The organism is Melittangium boletus DSM 14713 (genome assembly GCF_002305855.1).
Taxonomy (GTDB): Bacteria; Myxococcota; Myxococcia; order Myxococcales; family Myxococcaceae; genus Cystobacter; species Cystobacter boletus.
Map to the genome: position 1 here is coordinate 257775 of NZ_CP022163.1, position 20264 is coordinate 278038.

16 protein-coding genes are annotated in these 20264 nt (G+C 64.3%); 12 read left to right on the top strand and 4 right to left on the bottom strand.

Translation table 11 applies throughout. The features are described from left to right. Positions 1-45 precede the first annotated feature (45 nt). The 8 genes from tssB (at position 46) to MEBOL_RS01150 (ending at position 9670) form a co-directional block, all read left to right on the top strand. The gene (gene tssB / locus MEBOL_RS01115) at positions 46-558 is read left to right on the top strand and encodes a type VI secretion system contractile sheath small subunit (protein ID WP_095975683.1); all 513 of its coding nucleotides are present in this window, start codon (positions 46-48) and stop codon (positions 556-558) included. A 23-nt stretch (positions 559-581) separates the two neighbouring features. Then, positions 582-2069 carry a type VI secretion system contractile sheath large subunit gene (gene tssC / locus MEBOL_RS01120; RefSeq protein ID WP_095975684.1) on the top strand — a complete coding sequence of 496 codons (1488 nt, stop codon included), beginning with the start codon at positions 582-584 and terminating at the stop codon, positions 2067-2069. A gap of 107 nt (positions 2070-2176) precedes the next feature. Then, a complete protein-coding gene (gene tssD / locus MEBOL_RS01125) occupies positions 2177-2668 on the top strand; it encodes a type VI secretion system tube protein TssD (protein WP_095975685.1) in 492 nt (163 codons plus the stop codon). A 63-nt stretch (positions 2669-2731) separates the two neighbouring features. After that, a complete protein-coding gene (gene tssE / locus MEBOL_RS01130; RefSeq protein WP_095975686.1) occupies positions 2732-3130 on the top strand; it encodes a type VI secretion system baseplate subunit TssE in 399 nt (132 codons plus the stop codon). Positions 3131-3140: 10 nt separating this feature from the next. After that, entirely contained in the window at positions 3141-4889 is a 1749-nt protein-coding gene (gene tssF / locus MEBOL_RS01135; protein ID WP_095975687.1) for a type VI secretion system baseplate subunit TssF, read from the top strand. Continuing rightward, the gene (gene tssG / locus MEBOL_RS01140) at positions 4853-5896 is read left to right on the top strand and encodes a type VI secretion system baseplate subunit TssG (protein ID WP_170115422.1); all 1044 of its coding nucleotides are present in this window, start codon (positions 4853-4855) and stop codon (positions 5894-5896) included. The genes tssF and tssG overlap by 37 nt, the downstream gene beginning before the upstream one ends. Before the next feature lie 69 nt (positions 5897-5965). Next, entirely contained in the window at positions 5966-8611 is a 2646-nt protein-coding gene (gene tssH, locus MEBOL_RS01145; RefSeq protein WP_281256627.1) for a type VI secretion system ATPase TssH, read from the top strand. A gap of 21 nt (positions 8612-8632) precedes the next feature. After that, on the top strand, positions 8633-9670 hold the full coding sequence (locus MEBOL_RS01150; protein ID WP_095975688.1) for a hypothetical protein: 1038 nt from the start codon (positions 8633-8635) through the stop codon (positions 9668-9670). Positions 9671-9682: 12 nt separating this feature from the next. Here MEBOL_RS01150 and MEBOL_RS01155 read toward each other — a convergent pair whose 3' ends face one another. The 4 genes from MEBOL_RS01155 to MEBOL_RS01170 all read right to left on the bottom strand — a co-directional run bounded on the left by MEBOL_RS01155 (position 9683) and on the right by MEBOL_RS01170 (position 13475). Then, complete coding sequence (locus MEBOL_RS01155) at positions 9683-10330, bottom strand: hypothetical protein (RefSeq protein WP_157774694.1); 648 nt, start codon at positions 10328-10330, stop codon at positions 9683-9685. A 115-nt stretch (positions 10331-10445) separates the two neighbouring features. Next, positions 10446-10835: an Imm50 family immunity protein gene (locus MEBOL_RS01160; protein ID WP_095975690.1), complete on the bottom strand. Its 390-nt coding sequence runs from the start codon at positions 10833-10835 to the stop codon at positions 10446-10448. Positions 10836-10848: 13 nt separating this feature from the next. Next, entirely contained in the window at positions 10849-11286 is a 438-nt protein-coding gene (locus MEBOL_RS01165) for an HNH/endonuclease VII fold putative polymorphic toxin (RefSeq protein WP_095975691.1), read from the bottom strand. A gap of 2 nt (positions 11287-11288) precedes the next feature. Further along, a complete protein-coding gene (locus tag MEBOL_RS01170) occupies positions 11289-13475 on the bottom strand; it encodes a type VI secretion system Vgr family protein (protein ID WP_095982496.1) in 2187 nt (728 codons plus the stop codon). A gap of 212 nt (positions 13476-13687) precedes the next feature. Between MEBOL_RS01170 and MEBOL_RS01175 the strand changes: the two genes are divergently transcribed. The 4 genes from MEBOL_RS01175 to MEBOL_RS01190 all read left to right on the top strand — a co-directional run bounded on the left by MEBOL_RS01175 (position 13688) and on the right by MEBOL_RS01190 (position 20243). Then, positions 13688-15952: a type VI secretion system Vgr family protein gene (locus MEBOL_RS01175; protein ID WP_095975692.1), complete on the top strand. Its 2265-nt coding sequence runs from the start codon at positions 13688-13690 to the stop codon at positions 15950-15952. 131 nt (positions 15953-16083) lie between these two features. Continuing rightward, the gene (locus MEBOL_RS01180; RefSeq protein WP_095975693.1) at positions 16084-17121 is read left to right on the top strand and encodes a DUF2169 family type VI secretion system accessory protein; all 1038 of its coding nucleotides are present in this window, start codon (positions 16084-16086) and stop codon (positions 17119-17121) included. A 133-nt stretch (positions 17122-17254) separates the two neighbouring features. Further along, positions 17255-17716 (top strand): DUF4150 domain-containing protein, encoded by a 462-nt coding sequence (locus tag MEBOL_RS01185; RefSeq protein WP_095975694.1) that lies wholly within the window; start codon positions 17255-17257, stop codon positions 17714-17716. 31 nt (positions 17717-17747) lie between these two features. Then, positions 17748-20243 carry a TIGR02270 family protein gene (locus MEBOL_RS01190; protein ID WP_157774695.1) on the top strand — a complete coding sequence of 832 codons (2496 nt, stop codon included), beginning with the start codon at positions 17748-17750 and terminating at the stop codon, positions 20241-20243. The last annotated feature ends 21 nt before the right edge of the window (positions 20244-20264 follow it).

The following is a 20264-nucleotide window of genomic DNA, read 5'->3' on the forward strand; positions in this document are numbered from 1 at the left end:
GCGACGAGCCCACGCAGCACCCATCACGCAAGGAGATAACCTCAGATGAGCAAAGAGAGTTCCGTCGCCCCTGCCGAGCGCGTCAACATCGTCTACAAGCCCGCCACGGGAAACATGATGGAGCAGGTCGAGCTCCCCATGAAGATGCTGATGATGGGTGACTTCACCGGCAGGCAGGACGATCGTCCGCTGGAGGAGCGCGCCCCCATCAACGTGGACAAGACGAACTTCAACGAGGTCATGGCGCAGCAGGATCTCAAGGTGAGCGTCTCCGTCGCGGACAAGCTGTCCAATGAGCAGGGCGCCAGTCTCTCAATGGATTTGCAGTTCAAGACCCTGACGGACTTCGCTCCCGAGAGCATCGTCAATCAGGTGCCGGAGCTGCGCAAACTGCTCGAGCTGCGCAGCGCCCTCACCGCCCTCAAGGGACCCCTGGGCAACGTCCCGGCCTTCCGCAAGAAGCTCCAGGCGATGCTCGCCGACGACGAGGGCCGCAAGCGCCTCATCGACGAACTGGGCCTGAAGACCGACGACGGTAACGCTGACCCGACCAAGTAGCCCCAGCCGCGAGATCGAGAACCATGAGCACCGAGATCATTTCCCAGAAGTCCGCGATCCCCGCAGCGGCCATCGCGTCTCCCTCCCTGCTCGACGAGATCCTCTCCGAGGCGAAGATCAAGCCCAAGGACGAGGGCTACGACATCGCCCGTCGGGGCGTGGAGGCCTTCATCTCCGAGATGCTGTCGCCCCAGCGCTCCCAGGAGCGGGTGGACAAGGCCCTGGTGGACGCGATGATCTCGGAGATCGACCGGCGCCTGTCCGCCCAGGTCAATGAGATCATGCATCACCCCGAGGTCCAGTCGCTGGAGTCCTCGTGGCGCTCGCTGAAGTTCCTCGTGGACCGGGTGGACTTCCGCGAGAACATCCGCGTGGAGATGCTCAACGCCTCCAAGGAGGACCTGCTCAAGGACTTCGAGGACTCGCCCGAGGTGGTGAAGTCCGGGCTGTATCGGATTGCCTACTCCAACGAGTATGGCGTGTTCGGTGGAAAGCCCTACGGCCTGTTGTTGGGCAACTACGACTTCGGTCCGGGACCCCAGGACATCGACCTGCTGCGCAAGTGCGCCTCCGTGGCGGCCATGGCGCATGCGCCGTTCATCGCCAATGCCAGTCCGGAGATGTTCGGGGAGCAGAGCTTCCTCAACCTGCCCAACCTCAAGGATCTCAAGTCCCAGTTCGAGGGGCCCCAGTACGCCCGGTGGCACTCGTTCCGCGAGAGCGAGGATGCGCGCTATGTGGGCTTGTGCATGCCGCGCTTCCTGCTGCGCCTGCCCTACGGCGAGAAGACGATTCCCGTGAAGGCCTTCAACTTCACCGAGGACGTCATCGGCCATCACGATCGCTACCTGTGGGGTCATGCCTCCACGGCATTCGCCACGCGGGTGGCGGACTCGTTCGCCCGCTACCGCTGGAGCCCGAACATCGTGGGGCCCCAGTCCGGTGGCGCGGTGGAGATGATGCCGTTGCACCAGTACGAGGCCATGGGAGAGATCCAGACCAAGGTCCCCACCGAGGTGCTGCTCACCGAGCGGCGCGAATACGAGCTGAGCGAGGAGGGCTTTATCGGGCTGGTATTCCGCAAGGACGCGGACAACGCGGCCTTCTTCTCGGCCAATTCGGCGCAGAAGCCCCGGTTCTTCGGCAGCACGCCCGAGGGCAAGGCCGCGGAGACCAACTACCGGCTCGGCACGCAGCTGCCCTACATGTTCATCATGACGCGTCTGGCACACTACGTGAAAGTGCTCCAGCGCGAGCAGATCGGCAGCTGGAAGGAGCGCTCGGATCTGGAACGCGAGCTCAACCAGTGGATGAGCCAGTACATCGCCGACATGGACGACCCGGCGCCCGCGGTGCGCTCGCGCCGCCCGCTGCGCGCCGCGCGCGTGTCGGTGGAGGATGTGGAGGGACAGCCGGGCTGGTACCGCTGCAACCTCCAGGTGCGCCCGCACTTCAAGTACATGGGCGCGGCCTTCACGCTGTCCCTGGTGGGCAAGTTGGACAAGGAGTGAGCCCGTCACATCCGTGATCCGTGGTCTCTCACGGGCTCCATGCAACCCGGGCTCCCTCAAGGCGCCCGGCCTTCCGCGCCCCAAACGGCGCAATCACGAGGTGTCTCATGGCTGAATCAGTACACCTGTACCTGAAGGCGAATGGAACGGACATCAAGGGCGAGAGCACGCAGACGAGCCTGGGCCGCCAGGACTCCATCGAGTGCATCGCGTTCTCGCACGAGGTCATCACCGCGCGTGAGGCCGGCTCCGGGCTCGCCACGGGCCGTCGTCAGTACCCGCCCATCACCATCACCAAGCGCATCGACAAGTCGTCGCCGCTGATGATGAAGGCCCTGTGCGAGAACCAGGTCATCGAGGGCACCTTCAAGTTCTTCCGCCCCAACCCGACGGGGGATGGCACCACCGAGCAGTTCTATTCCATCGCCATCAAGAAGGGCCGCATCAACAGCATCAAGCAGCACGTGCCGGACAGCTTCGTGCCGACCAGCACCAACCTGCCGCCCATGGAGGACGTCACCTTCGTGTTCCACACGATCGACTGGACGATCACCAACGGCGGTATCACGCATACCGACACCTGGGACACCCAGCGCTAGTGCACCGTGATTCCGGAGCGTCCGGACTGAATCCTGGACGCTCCGGAGCCGTGCCCCCCCACCATGGCCGAACGAGGACTCCTGACACGTCTGGCGGCCAGCAATCAGGGCTCGCTCGCGCCCCAGGCCAACACGCTGGGCGCCATCGCCGAACATCTCCGGGCCCTGCTCAACACCCGAAAGGGAGAGGCCGCCGCCGCTCCCAACTTCGGGATCATGGACTTCAACGACATCATCCATCTCTTCCCCGCGGCCATTCCGCGGATGCAGCAATCCATCCGCACCGCCATCCAGGAGTTCGAGCCGCGGCTGAGGAACGTCGTCGTTCAGCACATGCCGGACGAGAAGGAGCCCACCGTGCTGCGGTTCGACATCGTCGCGCAGCTCAACCTCAAGGAGGCTCGAGGCACCGTGCGCTTCCATACCGAGATGCATCCCGGCGGCCGCGTGAACCTTTGGTGAAGGGGCGAAGATGTTCAGCAAGTACTACCTGAGCGAACTCAGTTATCTCCGGGAGATGGGACGGGCGTTTGGCCTGGCCAACCCGAGCGTCGCCGGCCTGCTGGTGGAGCGCGGCGCGGATCCGGACGTGGAGCGGCTGTTGGAGGGCTTCGCCTTCCTCACCGCGCGCATCCGCGAGCGGGTGGAAGACGATGTCCCCGAGATGGTACAGGGACTGTCCGAGCTTCTGCTGCCTCACTACCTGCGCCCAGTCCCCGCCTGCTCCATCGTGGAGTTCACTCCCCAGATTCGCGCCTTGCGCGGCCGGTCCCGGATCGCGGCGGGCGCCGAAGTGGCCTCGCAGGCACTCGACGGCACCTCCTGCGTCTTCCGCACCACCAGTGACGTGGACCTGCTTCCGCTCACCCTGCAGGATGCCCTGCTGGACCGCTCGTCCGTATCATCCCCGGTGCTGCGGCTGTTCTTCCAGACGACGGCCCAGGGGCGCGAGGAGTTGCAGCGGCCTCAGGGCCTGCGCCTCTTCATTCACGGGGAATTGTCCTCGAGCACGCGCATCCTGCTGTGGCTGCTGCGCTACTGTCGCCAGGTGCGGGTACGCGGCGCTTCTGGTGGAGACGGTGTGGTGCTCCAGCCGCAGTGCATCCGGCCCGTGGGCTTCGATCGTGATTTCTCGCTGCTGCCCTGGCCTCGGGCTTTGGAGGGCTACCGTCTGCTCCAGGAGTACTTCACCCTTCCGGAGAAATTCCTCTTCTTCGAGGTCCGGAATCTGGAGGCGGCCGCCTCGGTCATGGACGAGCGCTTTGAAATCGCCTTCCACCTGGAGCGCCCTCCCCCCCTGGATGCACGCATCACCCGGGAGATGTTCCGCCTCCACTGCGTTCCGGTCATCAACCTCTTCCGAGCACCCGCGGCGCCCCTCTTCCACCATGCCCTGAGCCGCGAGCAGCTGGTTCGGGCCGCGGAGTTCCATCCCCAGCACGCGGAGGTGTACGCCTTGGACGCGGTGACGGGACTGACAGCGGGGCGTACCGAGCGCCGCACCTACCGGCCCTTCCATGAGTTCGAGCACACGGTGGGCGAAGACGCCGAGCCCGCCTTCTACCGCCTGCGGCGGATCCACTCCCCCGTCGATGATGGAATCGACACCTACCTCACCTTGGAGACTCCCCGGGACGTGGCGCCGTCCCTCGACACCGAGGAGGTGCTCTCCATCGATCTCACCTGTACCAACCGCTCGTTGCCAGCGCGGTTGCAGGTGGGGGACATCTGCCTGCCCACGTCGGCGTCGCCGACCAACGCGAAGTTCAAGAACATCTCCCCGGTGAGCCGGCCGGCACGCGCGCCCCTGGGAACGGAGCTGCATTGGCGATTGCTCTCGCATCTGGCCATCAACCAGCACTCCATCGCGGATGCCGCCGCGCTCCGCCGCCTGCTCGACCTCTATAACTTCCAGGCATTGGCGGACAACCTCGCGGCCCGCGCCAGCCGTCTGCGCATCAACGCCATCCGCACCGTGGAGCTCCGACCGCTCACCCGGTTCCTCGAGGGCTCTCCCCTGCGGGGCAACCGGACGCTGGTGGACCTCGACGAGACGAACTTCATGGGTGTGGGGGATGCCTTCCTGTTCGGATGCATCCTCGATGAGCTGCTGGCCTCCCACGTCACCCTCAACTCCTTCAACGAGCTGGCCATCCGGCTCCAGCCCTCGCAGACCGAGTTCTCATGGCTCCCGAGGAACGGCTCCCAGAAGCTCTTGTAGAGGCGGCCCGCGAGCTGGCCGAGCAAGCGCCCCGCCTGGGCTTCTTCCAGCTCGTGGCCTATCTGGAGCGCCTGACGGCGTCCGGGGCGGCGCGCGTCGGGAGCGTGGGCCCGGTGAACGAGGAGATGATTCGATTCCGGCATGATCCGTCCCTGGGCTTCTCGCCGGGAGACATCGGCTCGGTGACGCTGCGGCACGTTCCCGTGCGCGCGGAGGATCCCTTCTCGCGGCGTCCCCTGTTCGAGGTGGTGAGCCACTTCCTCGGGCTCACGGGCTCGGTGAGTCCGATGCCGATGTACATCGCCGAGGAGGTCGCCCAGGAGGATCCGGATCACGCCGTCCGCCGGGAGTTCCTGGATCTCTTCCATCACCGGCTGCTCTCCCTGCTCTATCGCATCGAGTCCAAGTATCGGGTCAGCAGCGAGTCCAATACGGATAACAACGACCAGTGGTCTCGACGGTTGCTGGCGCTCGCGGGCTTCGACACGTACGAGGGAGACAGGACGAGCAAGCTGCCCACCCGGAGGCTCTTGCGCATCGTTCCCTTGCTGGCTTCCCGTGCACGCACCGCCGAGAAATTGGAGGCGGCCTTGGAGGACGTGTTGGGCGAAGAGCTGGAGGGGGCGCGGGTGCGGGTGGAGCAGTTCGTGGGCCGATGGGTGGACATCGATGCCCGGCTGCAGCTCGGCCGCGGCAACCATATTCTCGGGAAGAATACCGTGCTGGGCGGCAAGGCCTACGATCGGACGGGGAAGATCAAGATCCACATCGAGCCCCTACCCACCACCGTGTACCGGCGGATGCTGCCCGGAGGAGACCTGCTGCCCCAAGCGCGAGAGGTAGTGCGGCTCTTCCTGAAGGATCCCATTGAGTACGAGTTCGAACTGGGACTGACGGAAGGTGTCACCCAGACGTTCACTCTCTCGAGCACGCAGTCGGCGCAGTTGGGGCGGGACACGTGGTTGGGGAAGGGCCGGCAGGCGCGTCTCTCGATTCCGGGCATGTGAAGCAAGACTCTGAGGGCGTCGGCAACCGACGGCGTTGGCGCTCTCCGATAGACCTCGTGCCGTCCCCCGTTGGAGGGTGCCGCCATCCGAGTTGAACCGAAAGCCCTCGTCCGCCGTCTCACGCCCACGGCCACTCGAACGCTGGAGGCCGCGGTCGCGCGCGCCAGCAGCGGGCGTTTCTATGAAATCGTGGTCGAGCACATGCTCGCGCAGATGCTCGAGCCAGAGGACTCGGACGTCGCCCACCTGCTGCGGCACTTCCAGGTGGACCGCCGCCGCCTGACCACCAGCGTGGAGCGAGCCATCCAGGGACTGCGCTCCGGCAATGCCGGACGGCCCGTCTTCTCCGAATCGCTCTTCCAGTGGTTCGAGGACGCCTGGTTGATGGCCTCTGTCGAGCAGGGGGCAACGCGCCTGCGCTCCGGGGCGCTCTTCGCCCAGTTCCTGGTTCGCCGCAGCCGCTACACCGCCGAACTCTTCCCGGAGCTGGAAGGCATCTCCCGCGACGAGCTGATGGCCGTCCTGGACACCGTGCTGAGGCCCTCGTCCGAGACGTTGGAGGTGACGCCTGATCCCGCCCCGGGTACGACCCCCGAGGCACCCACCGGTGGCGCGGTTAGCGGCGAGGCGCTCCGCCGTTTCGCCACATCCTTCACCGGCCGGGTTCGCGAGGGAAAGATCGATCCCATCTTCGGCCGCCATCGGGAGATCCGCCAGATGGTGGACATCCTCTCGCGGCGCCGGAAGAACAACCCTATCCTGGTCGGCGAGCCAGGCGTGGGCAAGACGGCGTTGGTGGAGGGTCTCGCCTGGGCCATCGTGAAGGGCGATGTGCCCGAAGCGCTGAAGAACGTGGAGTTGCTGGGGCTCGACCTCGGCCTGTTGCAGGCCGGCGCGGGGGTGCGAGGCGAGTTCGAGAACCGTCTCAAGTCCGTCATTGGCGAGGTGAAAGCATCCCCCACCCCCATCATCCTTTTCATCGATGAGGCTCATACACTCATCGGCTCAGGAGCCGGGGCTGGCGGGAGTGACGGAGCCAACTTGCTCAAGCCCGCGCTAGCGCGAGGCGAACTGCGCACCATCGCCGCCACCACGTGGGGTGAGTACAAGAAGTACTTCGAGAAGGACGCTGCCCTCGAGCGACGCTTCCAGCCCGTCAAGGTGGACGAGCCGAGCGTCGAGGAGGCCGAGTTGATGCTTCGAGGCTTGCGGTCCACCTACGAGGCGGCGCACGGCATCACCATCCGTGACGAGGCCGTCTCCGCCGCGGTGAGACTCTCCAGCCGGTACATCTCGGGCCGCCAGCTTCCGGACAAGGCGGTGGACCTGCTCGACACGGCGGCCGCACGCGTGAAGATCGAGCTGTCCACGAAACCGGATGGACTGATGGCGCTCGAGCAGGAAATCTCCTCCCTGGAGCGTGAGCGCGAGACCCGGCGGAGAGATCTCTCCGAGGGCCACCCAGGGGACATCGAGGCGGTGGCGAAGCTGGAGGAGAAGCTAGCCGTCGTGCGTGACCAGCTCGCCTCGTTGCAGGCACGATGGGAGATGGAGCGTACCGCGGTGAGCGAGCTGATGGCCGCGCGCAAGGCGTTGCTCTCCGCGCATTCCGAGGTGGACCCAGCACCCCTGAAAGCCGCGGTGGACGAGGCATCGGCGAAGCTGACCAGGACTCGCGGTGAGGACCCCTTGGTCCACGCGGACGTGGACGCGGACATCGTGGCACGCGTGGTGGCGAGCTGGACTGGCATCCCCGTGGGAAGGATGCGGAGCGACTTGCTCACCACGGTGTTGAGCCTCGAGACACGACTGACCGAGCGCGTACGTGGCCAGGAGCCGACCCTGCGCAAGGTAGCGGAGATCATCCGCATCTCCCAGGCGGGCATCCGCAATCCGGACGCTCCTATTGGTGTGATGCTCTTCGTGGGCCCCAGCGGAGTAGGCAAGACGGAGACGGCGCTGGCGCTGGCCGACACGCTCTACGGTGGAGAGCGCTTCATGACCACACTCAACATGAGCGAGTTCCAGGAGAAGCACACCGTCTCACGGCTCATCGGCTCGCCTCCCGGCTACGTGGGCTACGGTGAGGGCGGTTTGCTGACGGAAGCCGTGCGGCAGCGGCCCTATTCGGTGGTACTGCTGGACGAGTGCGAGAAGGCCGACCTGGAGGTGATGAACCTCTTCTACCAGGTATTCGACAAAGGCGTGCTCAATGACAGCGAGGGCCGTGCCGTCGACTTCCGTAACACCATCATCATCCTCACCAGCAATCTGGGCTCGGATATTCTCATGCGGATGCACGAGTCAGGAGCGACGCCCACCGCCGAGGACATGATCGCCAAGGTGCGCCCCGCGCTGAGCAAACACTTCAAGCCGGCGCTGCTGGCGCGCATGACCATCATCCCCTACGCTCCCGTGGGCACCCACATCATGCGGGAGATCGTCGCGATGAAGCTCGACAAAGTGGTGGGACGTCTGCGCGCGGCCCACGGAGTGGAGACAACTCTGGCTCCCGAGCTGCTCGACGAGCTGGCGCGCCGCTGTACCGAGGCGGAGACAGGTGCGCGCAACGCGGAGCACATCCTGCAAGGCTCGCTGATGCCTGCCCTCTCCCGGGAGCTGCTCCAGCGCTTGGCTGGCGGCCTGCTCCCTCGCCAATTGAACGTCTCCCTCTCCGCCGAGGGGGGTTGGGATATTTGCTTCGCCGAGGCATAGGTACTGGCCCCAGGAAGACCCGTGGACACATTGAAACAAAGACTCCTGGCCGCAACACTCGCGCTGTCCTCACTTGCGGGCTGTGCCACCGTTCCAAGGCTCCAGCTGTGCGAGGCGGAGGTCACCCCTCGCAAACGCTCCTTTCCCACGCCGGAGACGTGGTTCGCCCTGCTGCTCCATGGCTTCGACGAGAAGCAGGGTGTGGCGCCTCGTCCTTCCGTGGACTGCTCGGGAGCTCCCGTGGCCTGGGAAGAGCCCGCGGCGGATGAGTGCGTAGAGGCGGGTCCCCAGCCCATGCCGTTGCCGCCCAAGGAGCGGCTGACCGAAGAGGATCTGGTGTTGGAGACGATCCAGGCCAACCAGAGACTGGCGTGGATCATCACCCGGCGCTTCAGCAATGGTGAGGGACTCGGCCCCGTCGCCATGGTGGAGACGACGAAGAGGGGGTTCACGGTCAGGGCCCTGGGCTCCCTGCGGGGCATGACTCAGAACGCCCGGCTGCGAATGGAGCACGTGGGCAACACGGACTTGCTGGTAGCCGAAGGGGATGCATGCACCCAGCAGGAACCCGTGGTCTGCCGGAGAGCCGCTCGCATCCTTCCACTCCGCGGCGGGCGCTTCTTCTCGGAGGCGGTGTCCGGCGCGGACAGGACTTGCCTGGGCGCCGCCTGGTTCCCGCTTAGCCAGGAACAAGTGCTCGAGCTCCCCAACGGCTGGCGCCGCAAGTTCGAGTTGACGTCGACGCTCACCTTCGGGGCTGATGCCATCACCATCCAGGAACAGGTGGCGGTGAGCGACTCGGATCCCAAGCAACCGTCGATTCCCGAGCGGCTCTTCCGCCGCGCCCAGAACGAGCGGAAGCTGAAGGTGGAAGATAATGTGCTGGAGGGCACCGTACCCTCTCTCTGGATACGCATGGTGGGGCAACAACTGGCTGCTGGCGCCAAACCCCTGCCCGACAAGCCCACCGTGTCCCAGGACGAGAAGGCGACGGGCTACGTGAAGAAGCCCGACGCACTTCTCAAGAGCGATAAGGTGACAGCTCAGGACCAACCCTGAGCTCGCGCCCGCTCAACCCGCAGTGAGGCCCTTGCGAAGAGCTTGGACAGAGGGAACAGGAGCGGCCGGGTCGATAGACACCTGGCCTGTATCCCCATCCAAGAATGCCGCCATGGTCCGCCCCCTGGAGAACCGCACCCGTGCGATACGCCGGAGGCTGTCGCGCCCGTTGGGCTCCCGACCAATGAGACGCAGCGCATGCGCCACCGCGTTCATCGCGTCCTCCAGTGCCCGTCGCCCGGGCTCGGTATCCAGCTCAACCCAGTCTACCTCGAAGCGCAACGGCTTGCCGCCGAGTTGCGCCTCACCGGGCCAGAATTGCTCGGTGAGTCCCTTGGACAGCGTCTCCGAATACTGCAACAAGTCATCCCGTCCGAGCGTGGCTCGGACCAGGAAAGGCACTTGGTTGAGGAGCGCCGGAGAGTCGACCGACACGGCGATGACGGAGGAGAACTCCACATACGTCACCGAGTCGCCACGCGACAGCAGCCCCTCCTTCGTGCTCGCCAGGAGAATCGCCTCCCGAGGGAGATAGTCCAGAAGCATGCCCGACAGACGGATTCCCTGGGCCAGGTGCAAGGTGAGAGTGAAGGTCGGCACCTCTTCCCCCGCGCGCCCACGAGCCACCTGGGCGGCAAGCACATCCAGCATCTTCTCCACACGCCGTGCAACCAGCCGCTGAACACCCTCCATGCCGTTCTCCTGAGATCAAAAGCCTAAACTTGCCCGAAGCAGCGAGCCTTATCATATAGCTAGCGGGGACATCCTGGCGTGGCTACTCGCCTGCCTGATAGCCCTCTACCTTCGCAATCGTGAAGAACTCGAACTCTGTTTCCAGCTGACAGCTGGACGACTGGAGTCGCAGCTGCCTTCTGTTCGCATCCAGTGGAACAATGGAAAGGTTGACCTCGTTCTGTGTCGACCACCCCGAGACCTTGAGCCCATTCAGACCATAGAAGTGCAGCTCAATCATGACGCGATTGAATTGCTGCCGAGCCCAGCGTGCTGGGATAACCTCTGGAAACTCGGTCGGATGGAAGTGAAGACGCAAGGCCGGGCCATCCTCCATGAGGCTCAATACAGACAACCGAGTGCGCTGCAGGGGAGGGACGCTCTTGTAGATGGAGCTGATCGCCTGGGGGTTCTGTGCAAGCTGATGCCACATGATGGTTCATCTCCTATTTTTCGAAAGGATAATGCGCGGCCGTGCCTGGTACTTTTCCATTCCGGGTGTCGATCGCGGGCCTGACATTCAAGTGGGGACCTTGGTCGCCGACACCTCCCGGTTCTCCGAACTGGTGTCCACTGCTGTGATCCTGGATGACGATCTCTTTCCCGTCAGCGCGCTTGTAGTGATACTCGCGCGTCATGATAGGCTTTCCATTTTTATCCTTGATGGTTCTGCCAAATTTATCCATCATTGGAACTTCAGTGTCCACGCGCTCAGGCTGCTGGCGCTTGGGGATCCCTGCGTCTCGCTTTGCTTTTTTGAATGCCCCCGTCCGACCTGGAGGCTGCTCGTTGACCACGGGAGCTTTTTTCAAACTGACGGGCTTGCCCGGCCTGCTGCCTCCCTGTAAGAGCTTGATTGCCGCGCCCTTGAAGATCGTGCTCATGGCTAGTCCTCAAGGGTGATATTGTTGCCGAAAAGCTGGACCTTTCCGGATTTCTCAATCTGCATTGCCAGCTTGCCGTTCACGACGAGGATGAACTTGTCCGCCTTCAACGCGAAAGACTTGGCAAGTACCGCTGCGACATCCTCGGCTTCCGCGTAGGACTGTCCGGAAATCTCCTCATTGAGGTCCTTACCTGTGGTCAAGGATGCCTGCTCCTTGACCTGGGACTGGAAGTTGCCCCCAACTTTTATCTCCTTGTCCCCGGCAATGATTTCTTGGCGGCTCTCGTCGATGTGTTCCTTGAGAGTACCACCTACCTCTATGGAGTTGAGACCTCCGACCGCCTCGTTCATGTCGAGTTCGACGCTGACGTCATACATGGCGCCAATGGTGAGCGCCTTGGCCGCCCCTACTACATCCAAGGCCGCCTGAGCGATGGAGACATCGCGACATTGGGCGACACTGATGGACTGGTTGCCCTCCACCGTTTCGTCGTGGCTGCCAGCGGTCGCGGTGGCGCGATTGCCTCGCACCTGGAGCGTCTGGTTAGCATCTATCAGGCTGCTATCATCGAGCATCACATCGAGGCGTTGGTTGCCCTCCACCGTGATAGCGCGGTCCTTTTTCACCAGTAGGTCTTCATACCCTCGGACCTGTTGACCTTTGTCGTTCTCCGTGACGAGTTCCTCGTCTTTCTGCCCATGGACGAAGATTTCCTCCTCCCCGGCCAAGTCTTCGATGCGGAACTCGTTGAAGCCATTACTGCCCAGGCTGGAGGCACTTTTCAGGGTGGACTTGGTCTTCTCGTCCGGCAAGGCGTAGGGTGTCGAATTGACTCCGTTGTACACCGTGCCAGCAATCAGTGGCCGATCCGGGTTTCCCTCCAGGAAGCGCACCACCACCTCCTGCCCGATTCGCGGCAGGTACAGCGCTCCCCACGCGGTTCCACCCCATGCCTGGCCTACGCGAACCCAGCACGAGGCCTTGTCGTCCCGCTTCCCCTCCCGATCCCAGTGGAACTGAACCTTGATCCGACCGTGCTCATCGGTGTGGAGCTCCTCTCCCGAGGGCCCCACCACCGTCGCCGTTTGAATCCCAGCCAATCTTGGCACGTCCGTCGTCCGAGGCGGACGGAAGGGCACGCGAGCCGGCATGCACTTGAATCGGCACTGGTATAGGCCGCCCAAAGCCTCGTGGCCGCCCGGCATTTCCGGCTGCCAGCCGGAGTGCACGACCTCCACCACCGAGTACTCGCCAGCATGACGGCCATCGTCCTCGACTTGGAAGCGGAAGCCAGGAGTAAGGCTCGGTGCCACGCCCTCCCCCACCAGGGAGCGCGCGGCCTGCACCGCCTCCTCAAGACGCACCTTCGCAGTGGCCCTACCCACCGCGGGCGCTACGTACTCACCCGGGTAGTCGTACACCTCCAATGAACTCTGCCCCTCCCCGCTCGTCGCCTTGCCCGACATATCCAGCGTGGGCTTCTCGAAGTCGTAGTCCTTGAGGTGCACCGCTCCGGACCTCAACCGATGCACGCGCTCCAACGCATGAAGGTACTCCCCTTCCTCCACCCGTTCATCCTTCTCTCGTACGGGCAGCGCCAAACCGCCCGGCAAGGCCTCGTGCACGTTGGGCGCGTCCCCTACCACCAGTTCATGTCCCTCTTCCGTGTGCGCAAAGAAGTAGAAGAGGCCCTCCCACTCCATCAGTCGGCTGAGAAAGGCGAAGTCTGTCTCTCGGTACTGTGTGCAGTATTCGCGCGGCTCGTAGCTGCGGCTCAAGCGCAGTTCCACTTTCAGTCCCGCCTCTCCCAGCACGGCCTTGAGGATGTCGGGTACGGTCTTCCCCTGGAAGATGCGGCTGCGCCTCACCAGCGTGAGCCGCCAAAGCCTGGGCACGATCCATGCCCGATAGCGCCAGCGCCCTCCTTGAGGGCCCAGCATCTCCACCCGGCACACCATGCCGTGCACCTGCCTCGTGCGCCCCCCGCGCACTTCCACGGTCAGCAGCGCATCGACCCCTATCAGCGACTCAGTATCCAGGGGGTCCTCGCCTGTAGGATGGAAGTCCACCCGAAACTCGTACAGGCGACTCAATCCCTCCATCCCGTCGAGGCGATCGACGGCGAGCGACTCCACACCGAATGAGCCTGCCTGAAACGTGAAGGCGGTCCCTTGGGTCTGCGTCATGCCCCCCCCCATTCTCCAAGAACACTGCGAGGCCAGTGCTCCGAAATTCGTGAACCCTGGAGATTACTCCTACGGGCTCCTCGGTTGAACACCCTTTCGTCACGAAAACACAAGCTGGAGCAACATCGGCCCATTTGATCGGCACTCCATTGCGCGAAGGTGTCCAGGCGTGCTTTGAAGCCAGCTGAACCCATGAAACGAGGGGGGACTTCGTGATCGCGAGTGCCGCACTTTTGGCCAACCAGGCCGAATTCGAGTTCCAGGTCGGATCACATGCGGCGGGAGAGCTCGCTGTCGTGGGCTTCGAGGCCAACGAGTTCCTTTCCCAGCCCTACTCCGTCGAGGTGACCCTGGCGGCTCCGCCAGACATGGAAGTAGATGACAAGGCCCTGCTGGGCCAGAGCGCTCTCCTGACGGTGCAGCTCGGAGACGGAACAGCACGCTTCTTCCAAGGCATCGTGGCACGCATCTCCCGGTGGGATGCTGGCCGGGCTCCCGAACAGCAGCGCCACCGTATCACGGTGGTCCCTCGTCTGTGGACGCTCCGGCATACCCGCCGCAGCCGCATCTTCCAGGAGATGACCGTTCCGGACATCGTCCACAAGGTGCTCGGCGAGGCCATGGTGGAGCATAAGCTGTCGCTCAACGGCTCCTACCGTCCCCGCAATTACTGCGTGCAGTACCGCGAGTCGGACCTGGAGTTCGTGCATCGGCTTCTCGAGGAAGAGGGCATCCTCTACTACTTCGAGCACACCGAGGACGCTCACCTGATGGTGCTCAGCGACGCATCCCTGACCTGTCCGGCGATGGCCGGAGATGCCCGCCTCGTCTTCCGTGAGCGGAGCAAGATGGTGGCGAGGAGCGAAGCCGTGCATGCATTCTCCTCGCAAGTGCAGGTGCAGCCCGGCGCGGTGGCACTGCGAGACTTCAACTTCGTGCAGCCCGGGCAGGATCTCACCGTCACCACCCAGGCCGACGAGGGTGAGGCGGCCCTCGAGATCTACGACTATCCCGCCCGATACGAGGACCCTGGCGCGGGCAAGGTGCTCGCCAAGGTGCGCCTGGAGGAACTGCGCGCGCGCGTGGAGCAACTGGAGGGAGCCAGCAACTGCCGGCGCCTGTGCACGGGCCATACCTTCGAACTGGACGAGCATCCAGTGGGAGCGCTCAACCGAGGATACCTCGTGCGCTCCATCAGGCACGTGGGCCGCCAGCCCGAGGTCCTCACCTTCGAGCAGGCGCAGCCCGACGAGAAGCAGGCCTATCACAACGAATTCACCTGTCTGCCCGCACGGGTGCCCTTCCGCCCTCCCCAGGACACCCACCGCCCCTTCATCGCGGGCGCCCAAACTGCCATGGTCGTGGGGCCCCCAGGCGAGGAGATCCACACAGATGAACACGGTCGGATCAAGGTCCAGTTCCACTGGGATCGTGAGGGCAAGGGGGATGACAAGAGTTCCTGCTGGATCCGCGTGAGCCAGGCCTGGGCTGGACCAGGCTGGGGCGCCCTCTACCTGCCGCGCATCGGTCAGGAAGTGGTGGTGGAGTTCCTCGAGGGGGATCCCGACCGCCCCATCGTCACCGGGAGCGTCTACAACGGCCAGAACCCGCCTCCCATCGAACTGCCCGGAGACAAGACCCAGAGCACACTGCGCTCCAGTTCCAGCCCAGGAGGCAACGGCTACAACGAGCTGCGCATCGAGGATGCCGCGGGCGAGGAGCAGATCTACCTTCACGCACAGAAGGACTTCCAGATCGTCGTGGAGAACGACAAGGCACAGGAGGTCCGCGGCAACGAGACGCTGCTGGTGAAGAAGGACCGCAGCCGAACCATCGAGGGTTCCCAATCCCTGGAGGTGAAGAAGAACGACGACTCCGTGATTGGCGGTAACCAGAGCTTGGAGGTGGTGAAGGATCGCTCGACAACGGTGACGGGCAATCATACCGAGTCCGTGGTGGGGGATCAGTCCATCGAGGTAGAGGGAAACCAGAGCGTGTCGGTGTCACTGGCCTCGGTGGAGACGGTGGGTCTGGGAAAAATGCTCACCGTGGGCGGGGCCTATGCCGTCACGGTGGGTGGAGCGCTCAACCAACTGGTGGGAGGTCTCAAGTCCGAGCAGGTGGGCGGCGCCAAGGTGGAGATGGTGGGGGCAAAGAAGTCCGAGACCGTCAAGGGCTCGCGGACCCTTCAGGTAGGAGGAGACATGTCAGAGCAGGTCGACAAATCCCGTACCCTCAAGGTGGGAAAGGACCTGCTGTTGAGCGTGGGAGGCAAGCTCAACCACGCCGTCAAGGATTCCTACACGCTCTCAGCCAAGGAACTGTCGCTGGTCGCCCAAGAACAGTTCACCCTCAAGGTCGGATCCGCCACCCTGCAGGTGAAGAAGAATGGAGACGTGGTCATCAAAGGCGCGAAAATTGAACTCACCGCTAGCGGGGATGTGATCATCAAGGGCTCGAAGATTTCGGATAATTAGGACTCCCCTGGGATCGCGAGAAGAAGGCGGGGCTTGAGAGTTTGAAACAGGCTTATGGCGGTCCTGGCTAATACACTGGCGCCCTCTCCCGACGACCGCATCTTTCCTTTCCAGGTGGGCACGTATACGTCATGGGACATCCCTCTGTTGAGAATGAGACTCCTTTTGCCTTCGACACCATGGGCCTCTCGGACGAAGACGGACGTCCAGCGCTCCTGCTCGTTGTGAAGGCCACCTACTCCTTTGGTGACACCGGGTTACGGCTTGCTGAGGCGCAGGTGCCAGTGAACTGGCATGGCACGCCCTGGGGAAAGCCAGGTGAGTCCAGCTACAAATACGAAATGGAGAGTGCTCTTTTCAAGCCAGCGACGGACGTGGCCCTTGTCGGCCATGCGTACTCGCAGCAGAAGGGTGCTACCGAGACGGTGGTCGCGCTCCAGGTGGGACCGCTGAAGAAGGCCGTTCGAGTGATCGGCGAGCGCACATGGTTCAAGAGTCTGGGCCACGTGGCCGCGACGAAACCATTGCCCTTCGACAAGCTGCCCCTCACCTGGGAGCGCGCCTTTGGCGGCTGGGACCGGACGGACGCGGCACAGCCCTCCTTCGAGCCGAGCAATCCCGTGGGCACGGGCTTCCGCGCCAGTCCGCGCCACTTCGAGGAAGGACTGAGATTGCCCAACCTGGAGGACCCTACAACGCCACTGCGCGAATTCGGTGAGAGGGTGATACCTGTGAATTTTGGCTTCACCTCGCCAGACTGGCGGCCACGAGCGAAGTACGCGGGCACCTATGACGAGGCATGGAACAAGGTGCGCAAACCGCTATTGCCCAGGGACTTCGACCGGCGCTTCTTCAATGCCGCCGCGCCGGGCCTCGTCGTCCCTGGCTATCTTCGGGGCAACGAGCCTGTCATCATCGCGGGTGCCTCACCGAAGGGTCGGCTTGCATTCCAACTCCCTGGGCAGGCCGTTCCAACTGTCACTGTGGAGTTGGTGGGTGCCAAGGACACGAAGCCCGAGATGCGTCTGGACACCGTCATCCTCGATACCGACGCAGAGCAGGTTCTGATGCTGTGGCGTGGGCACGTGGTGCTGAGCGATGGTGTCCACGACGTGCTAGGACTGCGTGTCACCGCCGAGGGTGTATCTCGGCCCAAGAGAAACCCTTGAGCAGGCGTGCGGAACATCCTGCTTTCTTCGACTGACCCATCGCGTCGCCATGCACAGGACAGGACGTCTGCTCCGGTGGGTGCGCGCACCGCATGGCCTTAGTACGTTAATCTCCTTCTCGGAGGTGGTCCCCATGCCCGTCAATATCGGTGTCGACAAAATGTCCGTCGTGACAAAGGACAGTGGTGGTGTCACTACTGCATTCCCAGACGTGTGCAAAACCCCCAGCCCTGCCGGGCTCGTCCCCATTCCCTACCCCAACGTGGCCCAGTCCTCGGACACGGACAAGGGAACCAAGAAGGTGTCCGTGGGAGGCAACCCGGTGTGCGTGCAAGACTCGAATTTCAAAATCAGCACCGGCAACGAGGCAGGTACCGCCGGTGGCGTGGCATCCAGCAAAACGAAGGGCAAGGCCGAGTTCGTCAACTTCTCCTTCGACGTGAAGTTCGAGGGGAAGAACGTGGCGCGCGCTTTAGATTTGATGTTCCATAACGGCAAGAACACGCCCCCCTTTCCAGTCATGCAGGGCCCTGTCATCGCCATGGGCGGAAGTCCTGGAAAGCCCAAGTGCCTCATCTGCGAAAAGGACATCTAGGCAAGTTGCCTGGAACTCGTTGACGACCTTCATGGATGCATACCACAGCACCGGCGCGTCCTCCGCGCCGCATGACGCTTCCCCTCGAATAGACGTGGCGCGGGACTTCCTCGCGGATGCCGCCTTCTTCTGGGCGCAGCGCGAGCAGGGGCTGAGCGCTCCCAACTATACCCTCCAGGAACTCCTGGAAGGCCCCGAGCAACGGCTGCTCGCCTGCCTCGACGCATTGGTGCTGGGCGGACCGAGAGTCACCCGGGAGTTGCTGCGGCCCGCCCTCGCTTCGGAGGAATTGGAGACGGTGGCCTGTGCATCCTCCGTCTTTCTCATGCAGGGCGGAGCGGACGGACTCGATGCCGTGCTCACTACCCTCTGTGCCGACATGGAGTCGGCGAGCCAGGGGGCCGCACGAGCCCTGGAACTCACCCGCCGCGCGGAAGCGGTGTCTCGACTGCTCACACTCCTGGATGACGCCCCCACCGCCCTCCAAGCCCGGGTGCTCGACATCCTCACTCAGTGGGAGGTAGACCCCACCCGAGCCCTCGATGGGCTCCTCGCCGCAGGCGATGCACCGCTGGCCTGCGCGGTGCTGCGCGCCGCCCGCCGCTTCCCCGCGCGGCTGCGGGCCGTCTCACTCGATCGCGCATTGAACTCGGACGAGCCGGAGGTGCGCAACGCTGCGCTGGAGACAGCCTTCGTGCTGGGACACCCCAGCGCCTGGAACATCTGCATCGACGCCGTCCGCCGCCAGGGACCAGGATGGGGCGGGCCCGCGGCGCTGCTCGCGATGGGAGGTGACCTCTACGACATGGACCTCCTCCTCCAGGCGCTGCCAGAACCGGCGCTGCGGCAAGACGCGCTCTGGGCCTTGGGGCTAAGCGGACGCGTTGCCGCCGTGGGGCCGCTGCTTGAGGCCATGCGGGACAAGACCGTCGCGCCCTTGGCCGCGGAGGCGTTCTGCGCCATCACCGGCCTGGCCCTCACCGGTGACCTCGCGGTACCCCGCGAGCCCTGGACGCCAGATAGTCCCGAGGAAGATGAGCCCGCGCCGCTTGGACCAGAGGCCGAGCTTCCACGACCCCAGCCCCAGCGGGTGGAGCGCTGGTGGAAGGAAGTCCAGGGGAACTTCCTACACCAGGGGCGCTATCTCGCCGGGAAGCCCTTCGGGGCCGAGCCGCTGCTCGAAGCCCTCACCGCCGGACCCATGCGCAGGCATGCGGCGCTGGCGCTGGAACTGGCCGTGCGCACCCAGAGTGCCTGGCGGCTTTCCACCAGCGATTGGGCGCTGCGGCAATGGAAAGCGCTGCAGACCATGCGGCCCGCAGTGCGTGGACGGCTCTCCCTGAGTTCCTTCCGCGCGCAGCCGCGCACCCTCGCCGTTCCGGAGGCATTGCCCGTAAGGAACGAGCCACTCTTCCCGCCGGTGTTGCGCCAGCGCCCTCCACCTCCGGGCGCGCTCGCGGTGACGGGACTGGGGTTGGTGTCGTCTCTAGGAGATGGTGTGGTGGGAAGCTGCGCGGCCGCACGGGTGGGCGTGGCCCGACCGAGGGCACTGGAGGGCACTTCGGTCATGGATGAGGACTCGGGCGAGGAATTGCCGGTGACAGGACATGCCATTCCCCATCTCACCCAAGGATTCAGCGGCGTGGGGCGACTGGTGCGGCTAGGCTTGGCGGCCCTGGCGGACCTCGTCCACCACACCAGGATGGCCGCCGGACCGCGCACCGGATTCTTCCTCAACCTGCCAAGCGGCTTCCTCCTCGCCGCCGCGGAGCGCCATGCGCGCGAGGCCGTGAAGCAAGAGGAGGCTGCATCCGGGCAGGATGAGAATTCCGGGGAAGAGGAAGTCTCCGAGGCGGAGCCCCTGCTCGCGGAGGTGCTGCGGGAGCGGTACTCGCGGACATTGCTGCCGCGGCTGCTCACGCAGGCTGCCTTACCGGGTGGAGTCGTGCAGAAGGCGCTCTTTTTTGGAGACTCCCCTGGCTTCGTCACGGCCCTGCGCGCGGCGGAGCACGCATTGAGGTCTGGCGTGGTGGAGCGATGCATCGTGGGCGGCATCGACAGCCTCGTCGAGCCAGAGTTGCTGGAGGCGATGGAAGAGCTTCGGTTGTTGAAGACGCCGAACCGACCAGTGGGATTGATGCCAGGGGAGTGCGCGGCATTCGTGCTGGTGGAGAAGACGGACGCGGCGGCCCGCCGGGGCGCGCCTGTCCACGCGTACATCGACGCGATGGCTTCCGCCTCCGAGCCAGTCCACATGTTCTCCGGCCACCCCCACCTGGGGGTCGCGTTGACGTCGGTACTCGCCGAGGTGCTCGGGAACCTGGAGGACCGGGGGCGGGAGACGGGACTCGTCTTCGCGGACCTGGACGGCACGGTGCAGCGGGCTCAGGACTGGGGCTACGCCCAGGTGCGGCTGGAGAGATTCCCCTTGAGGGACTTGCCCACATGGTATCCCGTGGACGCGTGGGGTGGCGTGGGCGCGGCAACGGGCGCCCTAGTGGAGTGTCCGACAAGTTTTTCAACATAGTCGAGACCAGGGGGCTGGTTG

Excerpts from the sequence above, each read along its gene's own strand:
- tssD (WP_095975685.1), top strand. The coding sequence starts at position 2,177 with ATGGCTGAATCAGTACACCTGTACCTGAAGGCGAATGGAACGGACATC.
- MEBOL_RS01185 (WP_095975694.1), top strand. The coding sequence starts at position 17,255 with ATGCCCGTCAATATCGGTGTCGACAAAATGTCCGTCGTGACAAAGGAC.
- tssB (WP_095975683.1), top strand. The coding sequence starts at position 46 with ATGAGCAAAGAGAGTTCCGTCGCCCCTGCCGAGCGCGTCAACATCGTC.
- MEBOL_RS01165 (WP_095975691.1), bottom strand. The coding sequence starts at position 11,286 with ATGAGCACGATCTTCAAGGGCGCGGCAATCAAGCTCTTACAGGGAGGC.
- tssG (WP_170115422.1), top strand. The coding sequence starts at position 4,853 with ATGGCTCCCGAGGAACGGCTCCCAGAAGCTCTTGTAGAGGCGGCCCGC.
- tssC (WP_095975684.1), top strand. The coding sequence starts at position 582 with ATGAGCACCGAGATCATTTCCCAGAAGTCCGCGATCCCCGCAGCGGCC.
- MEBOL_RS01170 (WP_095982496.1), bottom strand. The coding sequence starts at position 13,475 with ATGACGCAGACCCAAGGGACCGCCTTCACGTTTCAGGCAGGCTCATTC.
- MEBOL_RS01180 (WP_095975693.1), top strand. The coding sequence starts at position 16,084 with ATGGGACATCCCTCTGTTGAGAATGAGACTCCTTTTGCCTTCGACACC.
- tssF (WP_095975687.1), top strand. The coding sequence starts at position 3,141 with ATGTTCAGCAAGTACTACCTGAGCGAACTCAGTTATCTCCGGGAGATG.
- MEBOL_RS01190 (WP_157774695.1), top strand. The coding sequence starts at position 17,748 with ATGGATGCATACCACAGCACCGGCGCGTCCTCCGCGCCGCATGACGCT.
- tssE (WP_095975686.1), top strand. The coding sequence starts at position 2,732 with ATGGCCGAACGAGGACTCCTGACACGTCTGGCGGCCAGCAATCAGGGC.
- MEBOL_RS01160 (WP_095975690.1), bottom strand. The coding sequence starts at position 10,835 with ATGTGGCATCAGCTTGCACAGAACCCCCAGGCGATCAGCTCCATCTAC.